This is a genomic window from Streptomyces sp. JLBT605 (assembly GCF_058215555.1).
Genome location: NZ_CM177087.1, coordinates 4,709,154 through 4,731,514, shown reverse-complemented (window position 1 = coordinate 4,731,514; position 22,361 = coordinate 4,709,154). Strand labels below are relative to the sequence as shown.

Genomic DNA, 22,361 nt, shown 5'->3' with positions numbered 1-22,361 from the left:
TTCAGCAGTCGTGCCGGTACAGCTCGCGCTTGTCGATGTAGCGCACCACACCGTCCGGCACCAGATACCAGACCGGATCGCCCGCCGCGACTCGGGCGCGGCAGTCGGAGGACGAGATCGCCAGCGCCGGCACCTCGACGAACGAGACTCCGCCCTCCGGAAGCCCCGGGTCGGCCAGTATGTGGCCGGGCCGGGTCACCCCGATGAAGTGGGCGAGGGAGAACAGCTCCTCGGTGTCCCGCCAGGTGAGGATCTGGGCGAGCGCGTCCGCGCCGGTGATGAAGAACAGATCCGCGTCACCGTTCTCCGCGCGCAACTCGCGCAGCGTATCGGTGGTGTAGGTGGGGCCGCCGCGGTCGATGTCGATGCGGCTGACCGAGAACTGGGGGTTGGAGGCGGTGGCGATCACCGTCATCAGATAGCGGTCCTCGGCCGGGGACACCTTCTTGTGGCTCTTCTGCCACGGCTGCCCGGTCGGAACGAACACCACCTCGTCCAGGTGGAACTGCGCGGCCACCTCGCTGGCGGCGACCAGGTGACCGTGGTGGATCGGGTCGAATGTCCCGCCCATCACGCCGAGCCGCCGCTTCGCGGACCGTTTCTGCTCTCCCATGCGTGCAGACCCTACTGGGCCCGTTCGCCCGGTGTCGCGGCCGGGAGGTGGTGAGGCGCCGGTCAGCGGTCGCGGTTGAAGCGGGTGGTGATCCACAGCAGCAGGAAGAGGATGACCAGGGCGGCACCGCCGGTCATGTACGGGCTGATGCTGTCGTGGTTGCCGCCGTGCTCGCCGCCCTCGGAGGCGAGGGTGGCCAGGGTGTGCGCGGTGCTGTAAGCGGTCATCGTCGCCAGGACCAATCCGGGATGTGAGCGGGCCAATACGTCTGCCACATCGTAAGCGGGGTGATCGGCGCCGCGCCGCCGGGGCTCGCGCCAGTCGTTCCAGGGACGGCTGGGGAACGGCCGGCCCTGCTCGCGGTACTCGCCGGCGCGGCGTGCGGTGAACGCTAGTCCTGCTTGCGGTATCCGCGGAGCAGGAGCCAGGCGACCAGGGGCACGCCGACGATGGCGACGACGAGGACGGTGCGCAGCAGCGCGCCCGGCCCCTGGTCCTTGGCGGAGACGGCGAGCAGTTCGGTGGTCAGGCCGGTCATGTCAGGCATGTCTCCACGGTAGCCACCGCCTCCGGTGGGCCTAGGGTGGGGGTTACCGGGGGCGGGACGGATCCGGGCAGCGGTATGCGAGGGGGTCTGACATGAGCGACAGCACGACCTACGGACGGCAGGACGTGCCAGGCCGCGACCGGCGCCGGTTCCCCGGTATCTCGTCGCGCGCGTACGAGCACCCGGCGGACCGCTCGGCGCTGGTGGCGCTGCGCAGGCTGAGCGGTTTCGACACCGCCTTCAAGGCGCTCAGCGGGCTGCTGCCCGAGCGCAGTCTGCGGCTGCTGTACCTGTCGGACTCGGTGCGGGTCGGCGAGCGGCAGTTCGCGCACCTGAACGACATGCTGCGGGACGCCTGCTACATCCTGGACCTGGAGAAGGTCCCGGCGATGTACGTGACGCAGAACCCGCAGCCCAGCGCGATGTGCATCGGCCTGGACGAGCCGATCATCGTGCTGAGCACCGGGCTGGTCGAGTTGCTGGACGAGGAGGAGATGCGCGCGGTCATCGGCCATGAGGTCGGCCACGCGCTGTCCGGGCACTCGGTCTACCGCACGGTGCTGCTCTTCCTCACCAACTTCGCGCTGAAGGTCGCCTGGATACCGCTGGGGAACGTGGCGGTGACGGCGGTGGTGACCGCCCTGCGCGAGTGGTTCCGCAAGTCGGAGCTGTCGGCGGACCGGGCCGGGCTGCTGGTGGGTCAGGATCTGCAGGCGTCGATGCGCGCTCTGATGAAGCTGGCGGGTGGCCACCATTTGCACGAGATGAACGTGGACGCCTTCCTGGAGCAGGCCGAGGAGTACGAGTCCGCGGGCGATCTCCGGGACTCGGTGCTCAAGATCATGAACATGCTGCCGCGCAGCCACCCGTTCACCACGGTGCGCGCCGCCGAGCTCAAGCGGTGGGCCTCCGGCCGGGACTACCAGCGGATCATGGACGGCCATTACCCGCAGCGTGCGGAGGACCCGCGCGCCTCGGTGTCGGACTCCTTCCGGGAGTCCGCCGCCCACTACGCCGGCACGGTCCGGGGCAGCAAGGATCCGCTGATGGCGTTCGTCCGGGACGTGGCGGACGGCGCCGGTGAGCTGGGCGGCAAGCTGCGGGACCGGTTCACCGGGAGCGGCGGGCGCGACAAGCCGCAGGACGGGCCGGGGGACGGGCCACGGGACGCGTCGCAGGACCGGCCGCGCGACGGGTCGCAGGACAGGCCGGGGGACGGGTCGCAGGGCGGGTCTCCGGGACCGGTCTGATCACACCTGATCAACGCCTGATCGCGTCCGGTCAGGCACGTTTCGATCACGAGGGCAGCTTCGGCTGGGCGTCGGGGGACAGCACTCCGCACAGCGCGTCGGAGGGCCGACCGGTGGCGTACGGGTCGGTGCCGGCCGGTCCGTCGTTCCGGGCGCTCTGCCCGGCCAGCAGCGGCCGCAGGTAGCCGGCGCTGTCCGTGGCGCACGTCTGCGGGCCCACCTTGAGCGAGCTGTACACCAGCTCCACGTGGCGATCACGGACGTCCTCGCTGTCGAGCTGGAAGCGCGCCTCACGGCGCACGGTGAAGAGCGAGGCACCGTCCGCGCTGGGGTCGCCGGCCGGCCGGACGGCGTACACGAAGGTGTGATCGGCGGTGATCTCCAGGGTGCCGGCGGCGCGCTCGACCACCGTCAGGCTGCCCCGGACCCGGACCGGCTCGTCGTCCACCGGCGTCACCCGGGTGGGGTCGAAGCGGATCAGCCAGCCGGTGGCCGCGTGCCGCCCGTCGTCGGCCGGGTGCTTGAAGCTGCGGTCGAACTGGTCGAGCTGGCCGGGGTCGAGCAGCAGCCGCACCGGCCGGGTGGAGCCGCCGGAGATCACCTCGTGGTCGATGGCCGAGGCGACGACGTACTCCTTCGCCGTGGTCAGCGCGGCCATCACCTCGCTCTGGGAGAAGTTCTCGGTGCTCCGGGCGCCCGGCAGGGTGACCCCCGCGGCGCCGGTGCGGTACTCCGCTGCCGGGCTGTGCACGAAGAGGTCGGCGGCCCGGCCGCCGGGCACCGGCTCGCTCGGGGCCAGCGGGACCACGCTGCTGCGCAGCGGATCGGCGGCGGCGCGCGGGGCCGGCTGGTAGGGGTGCCGGATGCCCATGTAGACGGCGGTGGCGAAGGCGACGGCGATCAGCAGGACGAGCAGGAGGGCCTGCCGGGAGAGGTTCAGCCGGCCCCAGACGTGCCGGCTGCGTACCGCGCGGGCGTGCTCCCCCATGCGCTCCTGGGCGGAGAATTCCTGGAGCCGGGCAGCTCTCACGAACGACTCGTCGAAGACGACGGATCGGTATTCGTCGTCGCTTCCTCCGGGAACGCCCTCGGGTGTCCCCTCGGGAGGGTCTCCAGGCCCGGCCATATCACCAGGGTAGGTCCCCTAAGGCCCGGGTAAAGGGCGCGCCGGTGACAACTTCACGACGCGTCCGGGGCGGCGGAGGCCGCGGGGACGCGGGATTCGGTCCGCCCGGAGGGCAGCGAGCCCTTGCGGTCGGCGGGAGGGCTGTCGACGCCGCTGGTGGCGGGCGGCGGCGCGGGATCCTGGCGGCCGCCGGAGGCGCCGCGGTAGACCGCGGCGAAGGCGAGCGCGACCACGCCGATGCCCATCAGCACGGCGAGCAGCCAGGCGACCGGGCGGTGCCATCGCACATGGCTGCGGTAGGGCCGCTCGGAGCCGTCATAGGTCCCGTAGGGGTCGTAGCCGTCCTCGTGCGGGCCGAAGCGCCCGTCGCGCCCCCGGTCCTCGTGGGGGTCGTAGCCGAATTCGGCTTCGGGGCCGAATCCGTCCTCGTACGGCTCGTCGTCCGCGTGGCCCGCGCCGGTGCGGCGGCGGGCGGCCTCCGCCTCGGCGCGCGCCTGGGCGGCGGCCAGCATGCGCTCGATCGCGGTCGGCTCGTGGATCTCGGCCGACCTTACGAAGTCCTCGTCGAAGACCACGGAGGCGAAGGCGTCCTCCGCTTCCCCGTGGCTGCGGTCGTCGGGCTCGTCGCCGTCCGGGAACGGCCTGCCCCCCACGTCGTCCGGCACCCCATCAGAGTAGACCTGAGCGGTCCGTTTGGGCAGGGCGGATTCCGCCGCGGATCGGACAGCGCAACCGGCGGCGCACCGGACTCCGGCGGGCCTCGGCGGGGACTTGAGGCGGGGCCGGCCGGCGTCAGCGGGTGTGGCCGTCGCCGGTGACGATGTACTTGGTGGACGTCAGCTCGGGCAGGCCCATCGGCCCGCGGGCGTGCAGCTTCTGGGTGGAGATGCCGATCTCGGCGCCGAAGCCGAACTGACCGCCGTCGGTGAAGCGGGTCGAGGCGTTGACCGCGACCGTGGTGGAATCGACCAACTGGGTGAACCGGCGGGCGGCCGCCTGCGAGGTGGTGACGATCGCCTCGGTGTGACCGGAGGACCACAGCCGGATGTGCGCGACGGCCGCGTCCAGCGAGTCCACCACCGCCGCCGCGATGTCGTAGCTGAGGTACTCGGTCTCCCAGTCCTCGACGACCGCCGGGACCACGGTGGCCTCGGAGCCCTGCGCGGCGGCCAGCACCCGCTCGTCGGCGTGCACCGTCACCCCGGCCGCGGCCAGCGCCGCCAGCGCGCGCGGCAGGAAGCGGTCGGCGATGTCCTGGTGCACCAGCAGGGTCTCCGCGGCGTTGCACACGCTCGGCCGCTGTGCCTTGGAGTTGACCAGGATCTCGACGGCCATGTCGAGATCGGCCTGCGCGTCCACGTACACATGGCAGTTTCCGGTGCCGGTCTCGATCACCGGGACGGTGGACTCCTCGACCACGGTGCGGATCAGCGAGGCGCCGCCGCGCGGGATCAGCACGTCGACCAGGCCGCGGGCGCGCATCAGCTCGCGCACCGAGTCGCGGCTCTCGCCGGGCACCAGCTGCACGGCGTCGGCGGGCAGCCCGGCGCCGCCGACCGCGTCGCGGATCACCTTCACCAGGGCGGTGTTGGAGGCGTAGGCGGACGAGGAGCCGCGCAGCAGGACCGCGTTGCCCGACTTCAGGCAGAGCGCCGCGGCGTCCACGGTCACATTGGGCCGGGCCTCGTAGATGATGCCGACGACGCCGAGCGGCACCCGGACCTGGCGCAGGTCGATGCCGTTGGGCAGGGTCGAGCCGCGCACCACCTCGCCGACCGGGTCGGGCAGCGCCACCACGTCGCGGACGTCCGAGGCGATGGCCCGCACCCGCTCCGGGGTGAGGGTCAGCCGGTCGATGATCGACTCCCTGGTGCCGGCCTCGCGCGCCCGCTCCACGTCCACCGCGTTGGCCTCGACGATCTCCTTGGTGCGCACCTCCAGCGCGTCGGCGATCGCCAGCAGGGCATCGTCCTTGGCGGCGCGGGGCAGCGGCGCCAGGTCGGTGGCCGCAGCGCGGGCCCGGTAGGCGGCCTGGTGGACCGGAGACTTGGGCCAGGGGTTGGCGAGGGGCGAGGTCGGTGCGCTGGTCATGTCCGAAAGCCTACTGAGCCGAGCGAGGGTGACCGACCGGTATTCCGCTTTCCGAGACGGAAGGGTCGGCATTCGGAAGGGCCGGAAGGGGAAGACGGCGCTTCGCGAGCCGAAAGCGGGGCGAGGGGTTGCCGGTGGGGGAAGGCCGGCGCCGGGAAGGGCAGGCGGTCGAGGCGGTCAGAAGGGGTGCACGCCGACCGGGGACGCGGGCGGCGGGCCGTACCCCTCCGCTATCCGCTGGTGGTAGGTCTCCCGGTCGATGACCTCCAGCCCCACGATCTCCCACGGCGGCAGCTGGGCGGTGGACCGGTGCTCGCCCCACAGCCGCAGCGCGACCGCGGCCGCGTCATGCAGGTCGCGGGCCTCCTCCCAGTACCGGATCTCGGCGTGGTCGTTGGCATAGCGGCTGGTCAGCAGGAACGGATGGTCGTGGGCGAGCTGCTCCAGGGCCCGCCGGACCTCCGGCAGCGGCGCCTCGGCCCCCGAGACGCTGAGGGTGACGTGCCACAGCCGGGAGAGCCCCTGGGGGACGCCCGACGGACCCTGGGCCGTCCCGGGCGCGACGCCCTCCGGCCGGTCGCCCGCGCCGGCTGTGTCGTGCGTCGCCACACTCGTCAGGGTGCGCTCCTCCCCCGCGCCCCTGCGGGCCTGGGCGGAGGTGTTCCCGCCTCGCGGCTGCGCCCCTGGACGCCCTCGTCTCACCGGCGGCCTCCCGTTGCTCGCGTTTTGAAACGAAGCCGTGTGGGCGACTCCGTCCGCAACAAAGTTGACCAGTCCCCGGGCGGGCGCGGGGCGGTTTTACGGAAGGTCCCGCTTGCAAAGCTGGACTTGTCGTGTTTTCTCTCCCGCGCTGACGCTCGTCAGGGGGACGGGGTGACACGCGGGTGTGACGGGGGCGCCCCGGACGCTCGGCGACGGACCAGCCCCGGACGCTCGGCGACGGACCGGACGCTCAGCGGCGCAGCACCACGAGGTCGTCGCGGTGCACCACCTCGCGCTCGTACGCGGCGCCGAGCTCCTTGGCCAGCTCGCGGGTGGACCGGCCCAGCAGCCGGGGGATCTCCTTGGCGTCGAAGCTGACCAGGCCGCGCGCCACGGCCCGCCCCGTCGCGTCCCGCAGCTCCACCGGGTCACCGGCGGTGAAGTCGCCCTCGACGGCGGCGATGCCCGCCGGCAGCAGCGAGCCACCCCGCTCGACCACGGCGCGCACCGCGCCGTCGTCCAGGGTGAGCGCGCCGCGCGGCGCGGAGGCGTGCGCCAGCCACAGCAGCCGGTCGCGGGAGCGGCGGCCGGTGCGGTGGAAGTAGGTGCCGGTGGGGCGGCCCAGCAGGGCGTCGGCGGCGTGGCTGGCGGCGGTGAGCACCACCGGGATGCCGGCCGCGGCGGCGATCCGGGCGGCCTCGACCTTGGTGACCATGCCGCCGGTGCCGACCCCGGCCCGGCCGGCGCTGCCGATCGTGATGCCCTCCAGGTCGTGCGGGCCGGTGACCTCGGCGATCCGGGAGGTGCCGGGGATGCTGGGGTCCCCGTCGTAGAGGCCGTCGACGTCGGAGAGCAGCACCAGCAGGTCCGCGCGGACCAGGTGCGCCACCAGCGCGGCCAGCCGGTCGTTGTCGCCGAACCGGATCTCGTCGGTGGCGACGGTGTCGTTCTCGTTGACGATCGGCACCGCGCCCATGGCCAGCAGCTGGTCCAGGGTGCGGGTGGCGTTGCGGTAGTGGGCGCGGCGGCTGGTGTCGTCGGTGGTCAGCAGGATCTGGCCGACCCGGCGGCCGTAGCGGGCGAAGGACGCGGTGTAGCGGGCGACCAGCAGGCCCTGGCCGACACTGGCGGCGGCCTGCTGGCGGGCCAGGTCGCGGGGGCGCCGGTCCAGCCCGAGCGGGGCGAGTCCGGCGGCGATGGCTCCGGAGGAGACCAGCACGATCTCCTTCTCCGGCCGGTCGCCCTCCCCGGCGCCCTCCTGCCCGCCGCGCCCGTCCAGCACCTTGGCGAGGACGTCGACGAGGGCGTCGACCCGGTCCGCGTCCAGCCCGCCGGCGGCGGTGGTCAGAGAGGACGAGCCGATCTTGACCACGATCCGGCGGGCCGCGGTCACCTCGTCCCGTGTCTGCCCCGGTTCCTGTCCGGAGGGACTCCCGGTCCCGTCCTGCGCTGCCACGCCGTCCCCTGCCCTTGTCCGTGCCGTCGTCCACCGGCACCGAGGGGGCGCCCCCCGGTTCCGCCGGACCGGGGGCGTTCCCGGTCCGCACCTCGCAATCTACGTCAGGGGCCGGTACCGGCGCCGCCGCATTCCGTCCCGCGGACGCCGCTGCGTTCTGTCCGAGTCTGGGGTGATTGGCGTCACCAGAGATTGTCACCGGCCCCGGCCGCGGCATACGGTCAGTGGTCGGCCTGCTCCGCAAACCCGGGCGTCGTCCAGACGTCTGCGCGGGGAACACCTGGCCAACCCACATCGAAAGACCCCCATTCCGCCGCTTCTCCTGCCAGGAGCCCACCCCGTGCCCTCTGCCGGACCCTCCTCCCGCCGAGCCGTGCAGCTGGCGGCGCTGATCGCGATGGTGGTGTTCTTCACCACTCAGCTCATCGGTGCCGTACTGCCGAACGTCCCCCTGCTCATCGCCGCCTCGGCGGGTGGCCTCGCCCTCGATCTGTATCTCCAGCACAAGCAGCCCGGCCTGCTCTCGCTGCTGGGCAAGATCCGCTTCGACGTCATGGTGCGGCAGCTGATCCGCGACATGCTCATCCTGGTCGGACTGCTGCGCATCGACGGCATCGACCCGACGCGGGAGCACGCGCCCATCGTCGTCGGCCTGCTGCTCTTCTACCTCGCGCACTTCGCCTGCCAGGCGGCCGCGGTGATGGTCCGCCGCACCCGCCAGCTGCCGTTCGTGACCCGCAACATCGACGCCTCCTCGCTGCGCCTGACCGCCGCGCCGCCGCGGCTGTTCGCCCGCCAGCACGGCCGCCGGCTGCTGCGTCTGGCCGTCCCGGCCACCACCGGTGTGCTGGTCACCATGGCCACCGAGAACGGCTGGTGGGGCGTTGCGGGCCTGACGGTCGCGGTGCTCGTCGGCATCGGCGGCACGGCCCACCTGGCCACCTGGCTGCTGCCGCGCAAGCGCTCGGTGAACGAGCAGAAGGCGCTGGAGTGGCTCGACAAGTGGCTGGCCGAGTACCAGCCGACGGTGGGCATGTACTTCTCCGGCGGCACCACTTCCGCGTACCAGGCGAACATGTGGCTCTCCACGCTCGCCGCCCTGGACGGCAACCCGATCATCGTGCTCCGTGAGCGCTTCATGGTGCAGAAGATCGACGCGACCGACATTCCGATCGTCTGCCTGCCCAAGGTCGCCAACCTGATGCGGCTGGAGCACTCCGCGCTGAAGGTGCTGCTGCACCCGGCCAACTCCGGCAAGACCTCCCAGGTGCTGCGCATCCCCTCGATCAAGCACGCCTTCATCAACCACGGCGAGAGCGACAAGCTCTCCAGCTGCAACCCGTACGCCAAGGCGTACGACGAGGTGTGGGTGGCCGGGCCGGCCGCGCGCGACCGCTACCAGCAGGCCGACATCGGCGTCGACGACCGCGACGTGGTGGAGGTGGGCCGCCCGCAGCTCGCCCCGATCCGCCCCTACTCGGGCGCGCCGACCGCCCAGTACACCACCGTGCTGTACGCGCCGACCTGGGAGGGCTGGGACGGCAACCCGGGCAACACCTCGGTGATGCTCGCGGGCGAGAACATCGTCCGCGCCCTGCTGGCCGACCCCTCGGTGCGCCTGGTCTACAAGCCACACCCGATGACCGGATCCGTGGTGCCGCAGGCCGGCGCCGCCAACGAGCGCATCAAGGCGATGATCGCCGCGGCCAACGCCCAGCGCAGTGGCGCCCGGCCGGGCCCGGAGGCGGCCGCCGAGCTGGCCCGCCGCACCGAGGAGCTGACCGGCCTGACCACGACCGCCTTCCGTCCCGGCGCGGACGAGATCGAGCGGATGCTGCTCCAGGGCCGCCCGGAGGACGGGCGCGCCGCGCGCGTCGACCAGGCCACCATCGCCTGGGAGAACGCCTTCTGGGCCTCTCTGCCGGAGTGGGAGCACCAGATCATCACCGGCCCGCGTCCGGCGATCTTCAGCTGCTTCAACCAGGCCGACCTGCTGATCAGCGATGTCTCCAGCGTGGTATCGGACTACCTGAGCAGCGAGAAGCCGTACGCCGTGGCGAACACCAGCGGCATGTCGGAGGAGGACTTCAAGGCGGGCTTCCCGACGGTGCGCGCCGCCACCATCCTCAGCCCCGGCGCCGAGGGCGTCCCCGCGCTGCTGGAGTCGGTCCGGCGGCCGGAGAAGGACACCCTGGCCGACGCCCGCGCCGAGCTGAAGGAGCACCTGCTCGGCCCGTCCGACCCGCCGTCGATGGTCCGCTTCAACCAGGCCGCGCTCGCGCTGGCCGCCGAGGCGGACGAGCGGCAGGCCCGGATGGCCACCCGTCTGGCCGCCGAGCTGCCCTCGCAGCGGGAGGCGACGGACGCGGCGGAGGAGATGGAGATGGAGGCCGGCGCGGAGGAGTCGGTCTCGGCCTGAGTCTCCGTCCGGATACGCAGAAGCCGGGCGGGCTGGTTCTCACCAGCCCGCCCGGCTTTCGTCTGTCCGGCGAATCCTTTAGCCGGCGAACCCTTTAGAACGGACGGAACTCGTCGTACTCGCGGTCCGCGTCGTCCCGCTCCGCATCGCGGTCGCGGCGGCGCTGGACGGCGGGCCGCGGCGCCTCGAAGCGGTGGTCCTCGCCACGCCGGCCGAGCATCTCCGCACCGGCCGCCATGGTCGGCTCCCAGTCGAAGACGACGGCGTCGTCCTCGGAGCCGATGGCGACACCGTCGCCGGCCTTGGCACCGGCCTTCATCAGCGCCTCCTCGACACCGAGGCGGTTGAGGCGGTCGGCGAGGTAGCCCACGGCCTCGTCGTTGTTGAAGTCGGTCTGCCGCACCCAGCGCTCCGGCTTCTCGCCGCGCACCCGGAACAGGCCGTCCTCCTCGCGCGTCACGGTGAAGCCCGCGTCGTCCACCGCCTTGGGGCGGATGACGATCCGGGTCGCCTCCTCGACCGGCTTGGCGGCCCGCGCCTCGGCGACGATCTTCGCCAGCGCGAAGGACAGCTCCTTCAGGCCCGTGCGGGAGACGGCCGACACCTCGAAGATCTCGAAGCCGCGGGCCTCCAGCTCGGGCCGGATGATGTCCGCGAGGTCCTTGCCGTCGGGGATGTCGACCTTGTTGAGGACGACCAGCCGCGGCCGGTCGTCCAGGCCGCCGTACGCCGCCAGCTCCTCCTCGATGACGTCCAGGTCGGAGAGCGGGTCCCGCTCGGACTCCAGGGTCGCGGTGTCCAGGACGTGCACCAGCACCGAGCAGCGCTCGACGTGGCGCAGGAACTCCAGGCCCAGCCCCTTGCCCTGGCTGGCGCCGGGGATCAGGCCCGGCACGTCGGCGATGGTGTAGACGGTGGCACCGGCCGTCACCACCCCGAGGTTGGGGACCAGCGTGGTGAACGGGTAGTCGGCGATCTTCGGCTTGGCGGCCGAGAGCACCGAGATCAGCGAGGACTTGCCGGCGCTCGGGTAGCCCACCAGCGCCACGTCCGCGACGGTCTTCAGCTCCAGGACGATGTCCCCGCTCTGGCCGGGCACGCCCAGCAGCGCGAAGCCGGGGGCCTTGCGGCGCGCGGAGGCGAGGGCCGCGTTGCCCAGACCGCCGCGGCCGCCCTCGGCGGCGATGAAGCTGGTGCCCTGGCCGACGAGGTCGGCGAGGACGTTGCCCTGCTTGTCCAGGACGACGGTGCCGTCCGGGACGGGCAGGACCAGGTCCGTGCCGTCCTTGCCGGAGCGGTTGCCGCCCTCGCCGGGCTTGCCGTTGGTGGCCTTGCGGTGCGGGCTGTGGTGGTAGTCGAGGAGCGTGGTGACGGACTGGTCGACGACCAGGATCACGTCACCTCCCCGGCCGCCGTTTCCGCCGTCCGGGCCGCCGAGGGGCTTGAACTTCTCGCGGTGCACGGAGGCGCAGCCGTGGCCTCCGTTACCCGCGGCGACGTGCAGCTCGACGCGGTCCACGAAGGTCGTCATGGTTGTGCCTCCAGATGAGCGAGATACATACGGGATTGTCTGTTGTGCAACACGCGAAAGGCGGACCCGCTTCCCGGCACGGGAAGTGAGGTCCGCCTCCGCAGAAACCGCTCTACGAGCGCCTGAGAGAAATCAGGCGACCGGAACGATGTTCACGACCTTGCGGCCACGGTGGGTGCCGAACTGCACGGCACCGGCCTGCAGCGCGAACAGCGTGTCGTCGCCGCCACGGCCGACGCCCGTGCCCGGGTGGAAGTGGGTGCCGCGCTGGCGGACCAGGATCTCACCGGCGAGGACGGTCTGACCGCCGAAGCGCTTCACGCCGAGCCGCTGAGCGTTGGAGTCGCGACCGTTCCGAGTGGACGATGCGCCCTTCTTGTGTGCCATGTCTCCTCAGTCCCTTACTTCGCCGGAGCGTCGATGCCGGTGATCTTCAGCGCGGTGTGCAGCTGGCGGTGGCCGATCCGCTTCTTGTAGCCGGTCTTGTTCTTGTACTTCTGGATGCGGATCTTGTCGCCCTTGTGGTGGTCCACGACCTCGGCCTGGACCTTCACGCCGGCCAGGACCCACGGGTCACTGGTGACCGAGTCGCCGTCGACGACCAGCAGCGTCGAGAGCTCGACGGTGTCGCCGACCTTGCTGGTGGAAATGCGGTCAACCTCAATGACGTCGCCAACGGACACCTTCTGCTGGCGGCCGCCGGTGCGCACGATCGCGTACACGCGGAACTCTCTCTCGCTCGAAACGGAACCTCTGATGCCAGCCGCTCACCAGGACCGGGGGGCTGATAAGCCCCGGATCCGACGCATCCGTGAGGACGAGCGGCCTCTCCCGGCGAAGCGGGAGGGATTTGCTCAGAGGTGCGGCGTACAGACGCCGACGGTCAAGATTACGGGCCCGGCCCCAGAGGGTCAAACCGGGGCTCTCCCCCGAGCCGCTCCCCGCGAACGGGTCGGCCGACGTCCGGCCCGGACGGTTCCGGACGGGGCCGGAACGCACGGCTCCGGACGGGGCCGGAACGCACGGCGCCCGCCCCGGCAACTGGTGCCGGGGCGGGCGGGTGAGCGGTGGGACGCCGGGCCGGTCAGCCCTCCGTGGAGGCCGACACGGACGAGAGCGTGGGCTCCGCCGCGACGGTCTTCTTGGCGGCGGCCTTCTTCGCCGTCGTCTTCTTCGCTGCCGTCTTCTTGGCCGTCGCCTTCTTGGCCACGGTCTTCTTCGCCGCGGTCTTCTTGGCGGTGGCCTTCTTCGCCGGTGCCTTCTTGGTGGCGGCCTTCCGGGCCGTCTTCTTCGCCGGCGCCGCCTCGACCGCTGCCTCAGCCTCGGTCTCGGCCTCTGCGACGGCCTCCGCCGCGGCCGCGACCGCCGCCTCGGGCTCCGGCTGCGCCGCGGGGGCGCTGACGACCACCACGGCCGCCTCCTCGGCACCCGCCGGCGGGCCCGCCGGGGCGGACACCTTCCGGGTCACCCGGCGACGGGCGCGGGGCGCGGGCGCCGCTTCCGGCTCCGGCACCGCGACCGGCTCGGCGGCCACGGGGGCCTCCGCCGGGGCGGCTGCCTCGGCCTGGACCGGCGCGGGCGCCTCGGCCGGTACCTCCGCGGGCACCACGACGACCGGCTCCGGCCGGGCGGCCTTCGGGGAGCCCGCCGGGGCGGACGCCTTCCGGGTCGCCCGACGGCGGGTACGGCCCCGGCCGACGGCAGCCTCGGCCTCGGCGGCGCTGCTGTACAGCTCCTCGTCCGGGGCGAACGCCGGCTCGGGCAGGGCGGCGGGCGCGGCGACCTCGGCGGCCACCTCCGCCACGGTCTCCGCGGCAGCCTCGGCCGCCTCGGCGGCGACCTCCGCCACCGCCTCCGCCGCGGTCTCGGCCACCGCTTCCAGAGCCGGCTCGGCCTCGGCCTGCGCCGTGCCGCGCTTCTTCTTGCGCTTGCCGCCCCCGCCGACCGTCGACGGCTGGTCCATGTGGACCAGGACGCCGCGGCCGTTGCAGTGCACGCAGCTCTCGGAGAAGGACTCCAGCAGCCCCTGGCCCACCCGCTTGCGGGTCATCTGGACCAGGCCCAGCGAGGTGACCTCGGCGACCTGGTGCTTCGTGCGGTCACGGCCCAGGCACTCCAGCAGACGGCGGAGCACCAGGTCCCGGTTGGACTCCAGCACCATGTCGATGAAGTCGATCACGATGATGCCGCCGAGGTCGCGCAGCCGCAGCTGGCGCACGATCTCCTCGGCCGCCTCCAGGTTGTTCCTGGTGACCGTCTCCTCCAGGTTGCCGCCCTGGCCGGTGAACTTGCCGGTGTTGACGTCGACCACGACCATCGCCTCGGTCCGGTCGATGACCAGCGAACCGCCGCTGGGCAGCCAGACCTTGCGGTCCAGCGCCTTCATCAGCTGCTCGTCGATGCGGTAGGTCGCGAAGACGTCGACGTCCGAGGTCCACTTATGCAGCCGGTCCGCGAGGTCCGGCGCGACGTGCGAGACGTAGCCGTGGATGGTCTCCCAGGCGTCGTCACCGCTGACGATGACCTTGGAGAAGTCCTCGTTGAAGATGTCGCGGACGACCCGGACGGTCATGTCCGGCTCGCCGTAGAGCAGCGACGGGGCGTTGCCGCTCTTCGCCTTCTTCTGGATCTCCTCCCACTGCGCCTGGAGGCGGCTGACGTCGCGGGCCAGCTCCTCCTCGCTCGCGCCCTCCGCCGCGGTGCGGACGATCACACCCGCGTCCTCGGGGACGATCTTCTTGAGGATCTGCTTCAGCCGCGCCCGCTCGGTGTCCGGCAGCTTGCGGCTGATGCCGGTCATCGAGCCCTCGGGCACGTAGACCAGGTAGCGGCCGGGGAGGGAGACCTGGCTGGTCAGCCGGGCGCCCTTGTGGCCGATCGGGTCCTTGGTGACCTGGACGAGCACGGACTGGCCGGACTTCAGGGCGGTCTCGATCCGCCTCGGGCCGTTGGCCAGGCCCAGCGCCTCGAAGTTCACCTCGCCCGCGTACAGCACGGCGTTGCGGCCCTTGCCGATGTCGACGAAGGCGGCCTCCATCGACGGCAGCACGTTCTGGACCTTGCCCAGGTAGACGTTGCCGACGTACGAGGTGGCCTGCTCCTTGTTGACGAAGTGCTCGACGAGGACGTTGTCCTCCAGCACGCCGATCTGGGTGCGCTCGCCGCTCTGGCGGACCACCATCACGCGCTCGACGGCCTCGCGGCGCGCCAGGAACTCCGCCTCGGTGATGATCGGAACCCGGCGGCGGCCCTGCTCGCGTCCCTCCCGGCGGCGCTGCTTCTTCGCCTCCAGGCGGGTCGAGCCCTTGATGGACTGCACCTCGTCGGACGGCTCGGCCTTCGGGCGCGGCTCACGGATCTTGACGACCGTGCGCACGCCCTCCTCCTCGCCCGCCTCGGCCTCGACGGCCTCACCGCTGCGGCGGCGACGGCGACGACGGCGACGGCTGCTGCTGGAGCCCGCGCCGATGGCGGCTTCCTCCTCGGCGCCCGGCTCCTCGTCCTCGGCCTCTGCCTCGGCCTCGGCGGTCTCCTCCTCGGCGGCCTCCGCCTCGCCCTCGGCGGCCTCACCGCGGCGGCGGCGACGGCCACCCCGGCGGCGGCGGCGCGACGGGCGCTCGCCCGTCTCGTCCTCGGCCAGCTCGGCGGCCTCCTCGGCTTCCTCCGCTTCCTCGGCCTCTTCGGCCTCCACCGGCTCGGCGGTCTCGACCGGGAGCTCCTCGGCCGGCTCACCACGACGGCGACGGCGACGGCGCGGCGCGGGGCGCAGCGGCTCCTCTTCCTCGGCCTCGGCCTCCGCCTCCGCAATGCCCTCGGCGGCGGCAGCCGCGGCAGCGGCCGCGACGCTGTCCGGCGTCTGGAACATGGGCTCGGCGAAGACCGGCGCCTGGAACACGGCGGTCGGCGGCCGGACGGCGCGGCGGCGGCTACGGGCCGGTGCCTCCGGCTCGGCCTCGGCGCGCTCGGCGGCCCGTGCGGGTGCGGGGGCCTGCTCGGCGGCGGGCTGCGCGGCCTCGGCGGTCTCCGGAGCGGCGGTGGCGGCGGCGGTGGCCTTCCGGGTCGCCCGGCGGCGGGTGCGGCGCGGGGTCTCCGGCTCGGCCTCGGGTGCGGGGATGACCGGCGGGGCGGGCGCCTCGGCGGTGGGCCCCGGCTCCGCGACGGCGGGCACCGGCTCGGCCGGGGTCTCGGCGGGGGCGGGCGGACCGGCGGGGGCGGTCGCCTTGCGCGTCGCCCGACGACGGGCACGCACCGGCTTCGCCTCGGGCTCGGCAGCCACAGCCTCAGCGGCAACCGGCGCAGCGGCCTCCGCCGGAGCGGACTCCGGCTCAGCCGGGGTCTCGACCGCGGCCTCGGCAGGCGCGGGCGCACCCGCCGGAGCGGTCGCCTTGCGCGTCGCCCGACGACGGGCACGCACCGGCTTCGCCTCGGGCTCGGCAGCCACAGCCTCAGCGGCAACCGGCGCAGCGGCCTCCGCCGGAGCGGACTCCGGCTCAGCCGGGGTCTCGACCGCGGCCTCGGCAGGCGCGGGCGCACCCGCCGGAGCGGTCGCCTTGCGCGTCGCCCGACGACGCGTACGCACCGGCTTCGCCTCCGGCTCGGCAGCGGCGGCAGGCGGCTCGATCTCGGTCTCTTCGGCCTCGGCCTCGATGGCTTCGACGGCCTCGGTGGGCTCGACAGCCTCGGCGGCCTCTACGGCCGGGGCCTTGGCCTTGGCCTTGCCCTTGCCCTTGGCGGCGGCACCGGTCGGCGGGCCAGCCGGGCGGGACGCCACGCGGCGACGGCGGCGCGGCGGCAGGGTGTCGCTGGGGCTGTTGTTGTCGGACCCGGCGGCGGAAGCGGCGGCGCTGGGCGCGGCCGGCTCCCCCGTTTCCTTCCGGTCCTGCGGTTCGGTCGGCTCAATTGATTCGAGCATGCGGGCGGTTCTCCCGTCACGCTCCCGGGCGCCGGGCCTGTTTCCGGTCAGGGGCCGCGTGATGAGCGCGGTAACCGCTGTCCGGGGCGCGGGCGCCGCACGGGAGCTGTCGTCTCGCTCGCCGGAGCCGTCTTGTGCGGTACCGGCGAAAGTCTCCTGGTCCATGCGCCTGCCGGACCCGGGTGGCTCCCTGGTGCTTCGGCGGCGCGTCGACGACGGTCCTTACGCGGAACCTTCCGGCGCCTTCGCTGGCGGGAGGTCAGTCGCGGCGGCCGTGGGTGGGGCGGCCATGACTGCCTCGCGGTCGGGCGCGAGCGGGTCGGTCACCGTGCCGGTCTCCTCATCGAGCAGCCCCTGCGCCAGCCTGGTCACCGCTGCGGGGACCGGCGGCGCCAGGTCGGCCGTTGCGCGGAGGCCGGACAGGACGTCGTCGGGTCGCACGGCAGGTGTCACATGCCGAACAACCAGCCGCAGTATCGCACAGGCACCGTCGCCGGGCCTATCGGCTGTCTCCGCCAGCGCTTCGAGCCGGGCCACCGCACCTCGGGTGTCGAAGCTCCGCAACCCGTTTTTCGTGCGGCGCTGGACCTCGACGGTCTCGGCCGCCAGGAAGGCCGCGACGGCCTTCTCGGCCTGCTCCGTCTCGACCCCGTCGAGCCGGATCTCCCAGACGGATGCCTGGAGCCGGTCGGCGAGCCCGGAGGTGCGGGCCTCGACGGCCTCGACGATGTCGAGTCCGTCGGGCAGCGATTCGTCGAGCAGCGCACACAGCGTCCGCGGCTCCCGCGCCTCGGTGAGCTGGATCTCCAGGTACTCGGCCTCGCTGCCGGTGCCGGTGGGTGCGGCATTGGCGTACGACACCTTCGGGTGCGGGGTGAAGCCGGCCGAGTACGCCATGGGTACCTCGGCGCGGCGCAGCGCCCGCTCGAAGGCGCGCTGGAAGTCGCGGTGGCTGGTGAACCGGAGGCGGCCGCGCTTGGTGTAGCGCAGTCGGATGCGCTGCACCGCGGGTGCGGGCGGTGGGCCTTCGGGCTGTCGCTTGCCCAGTGTCGTTCAGTCCTTCGTGAGTGCCGTCGTACTGCTACCAAGAGTACGTGCCACGCCGGGCTCGGGTTCCCTCCGGGGCCTGACCAGGGACGATGCTCAGCGGCGCGGAGCGCCGAAGAGCGCCTGGCGGACCTCCCGGGACGCCTGCCGCACGGCGGCGGCCACCGGCCGCCACAGATGGTCACGGATGCCGTGGAGGACGGGGCGGACCAGGGTCTTCCAGACCCAGCCGACGGGAACGACGAAGACCCAGCGGAACAGCGTGCTGACGCAGGTCCACAGGAAGCGGCTGACATGGCCGGCGGCCCGCCAGGCGGCGCCGAACACCACGCCGATCGCGCGGAGGACGGGCCCCAGCACATACCGCCACAGCAGGACCAGCGGCATGATCAGGGTGTAGCGGACGAAGAAGCTGACGGCCACCCAGATGCCGCGCGCCACCCAGGCGATGGCGCGGCCGATGGGGGTGAGCACATAGCGGTAGAAAGCGACGGCCGGCACGACGAACAGGTACCGGCACAGCCAGGCGATGCCGCGTCCGATCGGCGAGAGCAGCACCCGGTGGAGCCAGCGCGCCGGCACCACGATCAGATAGTGGCCGAGCCAGGCGAGCACGGCGCCGAGCGCCCGCAGCGGGGTGACGACGAAGATCCTCCAGAGCCAGGCGATCGCCCGTCCCAGAGGGGTGAGGATCCAGCGGTACACGGCCTTGGCGCAGGCCACCAGGACGTCCCAGACGAGCCGGATGGGGACGACGATGATCAGAGCCAGGATCCGCACCGGGAGCCGGATGGCCTGGACGAGACACCCTCCCCCCGGCTCCGGTCGGTGGGGCGTATTTGACGTGTACCCGTGCATCCGCGCAGCGTATCGGCCGGTCGCCGGGCTCATGGAGACGGCCCCGGCAGCGGGTGCTGCCGGGGCCGGTGCGGCTCCGAGCGGGCCGGGTGGCCCGCTCATCCCGAATGGCTGGTTACTTGACGACCGTGAGCGGCAGCAGCTTCTTGCCCGTCGGGCCGATTTGGATACTGGTGTCCATTTGCGGGCAGACGCCACAGTCGAAGCACGGGGTCCAGCGGCAGTCCTCGACCTCGGTCTCGTCGAGGGCGTCCTGCCAGTCCTCCCACAGCCAGTCCTTGTCGAGACCGGAGTCCAGGTGGTCCCAGGGCAGGACCTCCTCGTAGCTCCGCTCGCGGGTGGTGTACCAGTCGACGTCCACGCCGAAGTCGGGCAGCGTCTTGGCGGCGCACTCCATCCAGCGGTCGTAGGAGAAGTGCTCGCGCCAGCCGTCGAAACGGCCGCCGTCCTCGTAGACGGCGCGGATGACCGCGCCGACGCGCCGGTCGCCGCGGGAGAGCAGGCCCTCGACGATGCCCGGCTTGCCGTCGTGGTAGCGGAAGCCGATGGAGCGGCCGTACTTCTTGTCGCCGCGGATCTTGTCGCGCAGCTTCTCCAGCCGGGCGTCGGTCTCCTCGGCGGACAGCTGCGGCGCCCACTGGAAGGGGGTGTGCGGCTTGGGCACGAAGCCGCCGATGGACACCGTGCAGCGGATGTCGTTGGACCTCGACACCTCGCGGCCCTTGGCGATGACCTTGGTCGCCATGTCGGCGATCTGCAGGACGTCGTCGTCGGTCTCGGTGGGCAGGCCGCACATGAAGTACAGCTTCACCTGGCGCCAGCCGTTGCCGTAGGCGGTGGCGACGGTCCGGATGAGGTCCTCTTCCGAGACCATCTTGTTGATGACCTTGCGGATGCGCTCGGAGCCGCCCTCGGGGGCGAAGGTGAGGCCGGACCGGCGGCCGTTGCGGGTCAGCTCGTTGGCCAGGTCGATGTTGAAAGCGTCGACGCGGGTGGACGGGAGGGACAGGCCGATCTTGTCCTCCTCGTACCGGTCGGCCAGCCCCTTGGCGATGTCGCCGATCTCGGTGTGGTCCGCGGAGGAGAGCGAGAGCAGGCCGACCTCCTCGAAGCCGGTCGCCTTCAGACCCTTCTCGACCATCTCGCCGATGCCGGTGATGCTTCGCTCCCGCACCGGGCGCGTGATCATGCCGGCCTGGCAGAAGCGGCAGCCGCGGGTGCAGCCGCGGAAGATCTCCACCGACATCCGCTCGTGGACGGTCTCCGCGAGCGGGACCAGCGGCTGCTTGGGGTACGGCCACTCGTCGAGGTCCATCACGGTGTGCTTGGACACCCGCCACGGGACGCCGGACTTGTTCGGCACGACGCGGCCGATGCGGCCGTCCGGGAGGTACTCGACGTCGTAGAAGCCGGGGATGTACACCGAGCCGGTCTTGGCCAGCCGGAACAGCAGCTCCTCGCGACCGCCAGGGCGGCCCTCGGCCTTCCAGGCGCGGATGATGTCGGTGATCTCCAGCACCGCCTGCTCACCGTCGCCGATGACCGCGGCGTCGATGAAGTCCGCGATCGGCTCGGGGTTGAAGGCCGCGTGGCCGCCGGCGAGGACGATCGGGTGGTCCAGGGTGCGGTCCGCGGCGTTGAGCGGGATGCCGGCGAGGTCGAGCGCGGTGAGCATGTTGGTGTAGCCGAGCTCGGTGGAGAAGCTCAGGCCGAACACGTCGAAGTCGCGGACCGGGCGGTGGCTGTCCACGGTGAACTGCGGGACGCTGTGCTCGCGCATCAGCTCCTCGAGGTCCGGCCAGACGCTGTAGGTGCGCTCGGCGAGGACGCCCTCGCGCTCGTTGAGGACCTCGTAGAGGATCATGACGCCCTGGTTGGGCAGACCGACCTCGTACGCGTCCGGGTACATGAGCGCCCAGCGGACGTCGCATTCGTGCCAGGGCTTGACCGTGGAGTTGAGTTCACCACCGACGTACTGGATCGGCTTCTGCACGTGCGGGAGCAGGGCCTCGAGCTGTGGGAAGACCGACTCGGACATCTCGAACCTTCATGAGCGGGCAAGGGGTGACTCTCAAGCGTAACCGCAACGGAGTAGGCCCCAGGCACGGCGATCACAGCGACTCCGCGTCGGCGACCTTCGCCCACAGCTCCGGCAGGGCGCGCTCGTCCGTCGCCGCGCGCGCCTCCTCGCGCCCGTACAGCAGCCCGAAGGTGAAGGCGCTCTCGCCCGCGGCATGCGCCTGCACCGCGATGTCACGCAGCGCCTTGCGGGCCATCACGCTGTCCTGGTGATCACCGAGCAGCTGCTGGATCTCGGTGATCCGGCCGGCCAGCCGTGCGGCCGGTTCGCCGAGCCACAGCTGTGCCGCCTCGGCGGCATAGCGCGCCCGCTTGGCCGCCTTGCGCGCGTCGTGCAGGGCGAGATCGCGGTCGCTTCCGGCGGGGGTGGCGAGCGCGGTGTCGACGCGGGCGGCGAGCCGGTCGAAGTCGCGCAGCACCGCCTTGCGGATCTCGCGCCCGGGCGGCCGGGCGGCCGCGGGCCGCAGCAGCGGGACTCCCCCGGGCCCGGTGGCCTGCTCCGGGGGCTCGGTGCGCAGCACGTCGAGGGCGTCGAGCAGCCGCAGATAGCGCCTCCCGTCCAGCACGGCGATCAGCCGGGTCCGCGAGCCGCGCCGCTGGGCGTGGGACCAGATGCGCAGCCGGGCGCGGACCGGCCCCAGCCGCAGCGTCCTGGGCACCTCCTCCAGCGCGGCTTCCAGCCGGGCCGCCAGCACCTCCCGGTCGCGGTCCACCCCCAGCTCGGCGGCGAGCCACTTCAGCTCGGAGCCGAGCGGATCGGTGACGGCCCGGTCGAGCAGTCTGGGGTACGAGCGCAGGGCGCTGCGCAGCCGCCGGGTGGCGACCCGCATCCGGTGCACGGCGTCCGGGGTGTCGAGCCGGACGGCCGGGTCGAGGGCGACGATCGCGGCGATCTGCTGCCGGGCGTACGCCAGGGCCACCTCGCCGGCGGTCTGCTCGCCTCCCCCGCCGCCCGCCTGGCCCTTCTTCCGCTTCCCCGGCTTCCTGCCCGGTTTCCGCTCCGGCTTATCCGGCTTCCTGCCCGGTTTGCGTCCGGGCTCTCCCGGTTTCCGCTCGGTTGTCCGCTCGGTGCCGGCCAGGGCGCGGGCGAGTTTGGAGGCGGCCGCGGCGGGGCGCACGCCCATGGCCGCGGTGAGGTGGCCCTCGATGTCGTCGAGCAGGGTGGCCGGGCCGCCCTCGGCCAGTTCGACCTCGACCTCGGTCCACTGGAAGGTCGCGCCCTCCTCAGAGGCGAGGCGCAAGGCGGTGACCTGGTCCACGGAGATCTCCGCGAGCCGCTCGCCGTCCGCGTCGGTGAGGTGGCGCACGTCCCGCCGGGTGCGCAGCCGGATCAGCGGCGCCAGGGCGGCGTCGCGGGTGCGGGACCGCGCCAGGGAGGCGAGGTCGCGGGGCACCTCGTCGGAGAGCGGGGCGTGGATCTCATCGCGGACGACGTCGCCGCCGGGGCGGGCGCGGGAGCCGCCGCCGGGCCCGGCCGGCAGTTTGAGGTGCCATCCCTCGTCGGCGCCGCCGGTGCGGCGGCGCAGCGTGACGCCGTCGGCGGCGAGCCGGAGGTCCGCGGTGTCGTAGTAGGTGGCGTCGAGGTCGACCGTGCCGCGGTCGGTCACGGCGGCGACGCCGGGGATCCCGGTCAGGGCGGACAGGCCGGTCAGCGTGGGCGGTTCCCCGCCCTCGATGGCCTCATATTTCCGTTCGATCTCTCGCACGGTGCGCGCCATGTTCGGAAATGT

The 22,361-nt window shown here is 72.8% G+C and carries 18 protein-coding genes; 2 read left to right on the top strand and 16 right to left on the bottom strand.

Features of this window, described 5'->3' with window-relative positions:
- Position 1 precedes the first annotated feature (1 nt).
- The 3 genes from nadD to AC4BDD_RS20560 form a co-directional block, all read right to left on the bottom strand.
- Positions 2 to 613, bottom strand: a complete 612-nt coding sequence (nadD, locus tag AC4BDD_RS20570; RefSeq protein WP_490686922.1) for a nicotinate-nucleotide adenylyltransferase — start codon at positions 611 to 613, stop codon at positions 2 to 4.
- A gap of 62 nt (positions 614 to 675) precedes the next feature.
- On the bottom strand, positions 676 to 840 hold the full coding sequence (locus tag AC4BDD_RS20565; protein WP_490686921.1) for a hypothetical protein: 165 nt from the start codon (positions 838 to 840) through the stop codon (positions 676 to 678).
- 164 nt (positions 841 to 1,004) lie between these two features.
- Complete coding sequence (locus tag AC4BDD_RS20560; RefSeq protein WP_490686920.1) at positions 1,005 to 1,160, bottom strand: hypothetical protein; 156 nt, start codon at positions 1,158 to 1,160, stop codon at positions 1,005 to 1,007.
- Positions 1,161 to 1,252: 92 nt separating this feature from the next.
- Here AC4BDD_RS20560 and AC4BDD_RS20555 point away from each other — a divergent pair, with 92 nt between their 5' ends.
- Positions 1,253 to 2,410 (top strand): M48 family metallopeptidase, encoded by a 1,158-nt coding sequence (locus AC4BDD_RS20555; protein ID WP_490686919.1) that lies wholly within the window; start codon positions 1,253 to 1,255, stop codon positions 2,408 to 2,410.
- Between the two features lie 46 nt (positions 2,411 to 2,456).
- Here AC4BDD_RS20555 and AC4BDD_RS20550 read toward each other — a convergent pair whose 3' ends face one another.
- The 5 genes from AC4BDD_RS20550 to proB form a co-directional block, all read right to left on the bottom strand.
- Positions 2,457 to 3,536, bottom strand: coding sequence for an SCO2583 family membrane protein (locus AC4BDD_RS20550; RefSeq protein ID WP_490686918.1), 1,080 nt, complete (start codon positions 3,534 to 3,536; stop codon positions 2,457 to 2,459).
- 53 nt (positions 3,537 to 3,589) lie between these two features.
- On the bottom strand, positions 3,590 to 4,201 hold the full coding sequence (locus tag AC4BDD_RS20545) for an SCO2584 family spore wall biosynthesis protein (RefSeq protein ID WP_490686917.1): 612 nt from the start codon (positions 4,199 to 4,201) through the stop codon (positions 3,590 to 3,592).
- Between the two features lie 127 nt (positions 4,202 to 4,328).
- Positions 4,329 to 5,627 (bottom strand): glutamate-5-semialdehyde dehydrogenase, encoded by a 1,299-nt coding sequence (locus AC4BDD_RS20540; protein WP_490686916.1) that lies wholly within the window; start codon positions 5,625 to 5,627, stop codon positions 4,329 to 4,331.
- Positions 5,628 to 5,804: 177 nt separating this feature from the next.
- On the bottom strand, positions 5,805 to 6,329 hold the full coding sequence (locus AC4BDD_RS20535) for a DUF8830 family protein (protein ID WP_490686915.1): 525 nt from the start codon (positions 6,327 to 6,329) through the stop codon (positions 5,805 to 5,807).
- A gap of 250 nt (positions 6,330 to 6,579) precedes the next feature.
- Positions 6,580 to 7,722 (bottom strand): glutamate 5-kinase, encoded by a 1,143-nt coding sequence (gene proB / locus AC4BDD_RS20530; RefSeq protein ID WP_490691861.1) that lies wholly within the window; start codon positions 7,720 to 7,722, stop codon positions 6,580 to 6,582.
- Between the two features lie 403 nt (positions 7,723 to 8,125).
- Here proB and AC4BDD_RS20525 point away from each other — a divergent pair, with 403 nt between their 5' ends.
- A complete protein-coding gene (locus AC4BDD_RS20525; RefSeq protein WP_490686914.1) occupies positions 8,126 to 10,204 on the top strand; it encodes a hypothetical protein in 2,079 nt (692 codons plus the stop codon).
- Between the two features lie 94 nt (positions 10,205 to 10,298).
- On the opposite strand, the gene obgE is transcribed toward AC4BDD_RS20525, so the two are convergent.
- From obgE to AC4BDD_RS20485, 8 genes are all read right to left on the bottom strand, one after another.
- Complete coding sequence (gene obgE, locus AC4BDD_RS20520; RefSeq protein WP_490686913.1) at positions 10,299 to 11,735, bottom strand: GTPase ObgE; 1,437 nt, start codon at positions 11,733 to 11,735, stop codon at positions 10,299 to 10,301.
- 132 nt (positions 11,736 to 11,867) lie between these two features.
- Positions 11,868 to 12,122 carry a 50S ribosomal protein L27 gene (rpmA, locus tag AC4BDD_RS20515; RefSeq protein ID WP_490686912.1) on the bottom strand — a complete coding sequence of 85 codons (255 nt, stop codon included), beginning with the start codon at positions 12,120 to 12,122 and terminating at the stop codon, positions 11,868 to 11,870.
- Between the two features lie 14 nt (positions 12,123 to 12,136).
- Entirely contained in the window at positions 12,137 to 12,457 is a 321-nt protein-coding gene (rplU, locus tag AC4BDD_RS20510) for a 50S ribosomal protein L21 (RefSeq protein ID WP_144383587.1), read from the bottom strand.
- A 362-nt stretch (positions 12,458 to 12,819) separates the two neighbouring features.
- Positions 12,820 to 16,647 (bottom strand): Rne/Rng family ribonuclease, encoded by a 3,828-nt coding sequence (locus tag AC4BDD_RS20505; RefSeq protein WP_490686911.1) that lies wholly within the window; start codon positions 16,645 to 16,647, stop codon positions 12,820 to 12,822.
- A 222-nt stretch (positions 16,648 to 16,869) separates the two neighbouring features.
- Positions 16,870 to 17,652, bottom strand: coding sequence for a TIGR03936 family radical SAM-associated protein (locus AC4BDD_RS20500; protein WP_490686910.1), 783 nt, complete (start codon positions 17,650 to 17,652; stop codon positions 16,870 to 16,872).
- Positions 17,653 to 17,790: 138 nt separating this feature from the next.
- On the bottom strand, positions 17,791 to 18,474 hold the full coding sequence (locus AC4BDD_RS20495) for a hypothetical protein (RefSeq protein WP_490686909.1): 684 nt from the start codon (positions 18,472 to 18,474) through the stop codon (positions 17,791 to 17,793).
- 193 nt (positions 18,475 to 18,667) lie between these two features.
- Positions 18,668 to 20,590 (bottom strand): TIGR03960 family B12-binding radical SAM protein, encoded by a 1,923-nt coding sequence (locus AC4BDD_RS20490; RefSeq protein ID WP_490686908.1) that lies wholly within the window; start codon positions 20,588 to 20,590, stop codon positions 18,668 to 18,670.
- A gap of 73 nt (positions 20,591 to 20,663) precedes the next feature.
- On the bottom strand, positions 20,664 to 22,349 hold the full coding sequence (locus AC4BDD_RS20485; RefSeq protein WP_490686907.1) for a CYTH and CHAD domain-containing protein: 1,686 nt from the start codon (positions 22,347 to 22,349) through the stop codon (positions 20,664 to 20,666).
- Positions 22,350 to 22,361: the final 12 nt, after the last annotated feature.

What these genes read in the sequence shown, in the direction of transcription:
- nadD (WP_490686922.1), bottom strand. Translation starts at nt 613, where the DNA reads ATGGGAGAGCAGAAACGGTCCGCGAAGCGGCGGCTCGGCGTGATGGGC.
- AC4BDD_RS20565 (WP_490686921.1), bottom strand. Translation starts at nt 840, where the DNA reads ATGACCGCTTACAGCACCGCGCACACCCTGGCCACCCTCGCCTCCGAG.
- AC4BDD_RS20560 (WP_490686920.1), bottom strand. Translation starts at nt 1,160, where the DNA reads ATGCCTGACATGACCGGCCTGACCACCGAACTGCTCGCCGTCTCCGCC.
- AC4BDD_RS20555 (WP_490686919.1), top strand. Translation starts at nt 1,253, where the DNA reads ATGAGCGACAGCACGACCTACGGACGGCAGGACGTGCCAGGCCGCGAC.
- AC4BDD_RS20550 (WP_490686918.1), bottom strand. Translation starts at nt 3,536, where the DNA reads ATGGCCGGGCCTGGAGACCCTCCCGAGGGGACACCCGAGGGCGTTCCC.
- AC4BDD_RS20540 (WP_490686916.1), bottom strand. Translation starts at nt 5,627, where the DNA reads ATGACCAGCGCACCGACCTCGCCCCTCGCCAACCCCTGGCCCAAGTCT.
- obgE (WP_490686913.1), bottom strand. Translation starts at nt 11,735, where the DNA reads ATGACGACCTTCGTGGACCGCGTCGAGCTGCACGTCGCCGCGGGTAAC.
- rpmA (WP_490686912.1), bottom strand. Translation starts at nt 12,122, where the DNA reads ATGGCACACAAGAAGGGCGCATCGTCCACTCGGAACGGTCGCGACTCC.
- AC4BDD_RS20505 (WP_490686911.1), bottom strand. Translation starts at nt 16,647, where the DNA reads ATGCTCGAATCAATTGAGCCGACCGAACCGCAGGACCGGAAGGAAACG.
- AC4BDD_RS20490 (WP_490686908.1), bottom strand. Translation starts at nt 20,590, where the DNA reads ATGTCCGAGTCGGTCTTCCCACAGCTCGAGGCCCTGCTCCCGCACGTG.
- AC4BDD_RS20485 (WP_490686907.1), bottom strand. Translation starts at nt 22,349, where the DNA reads ATGGCGCGCACCGTGCGAGAGATCGAACGGAAATATGAGGCCATCGAG.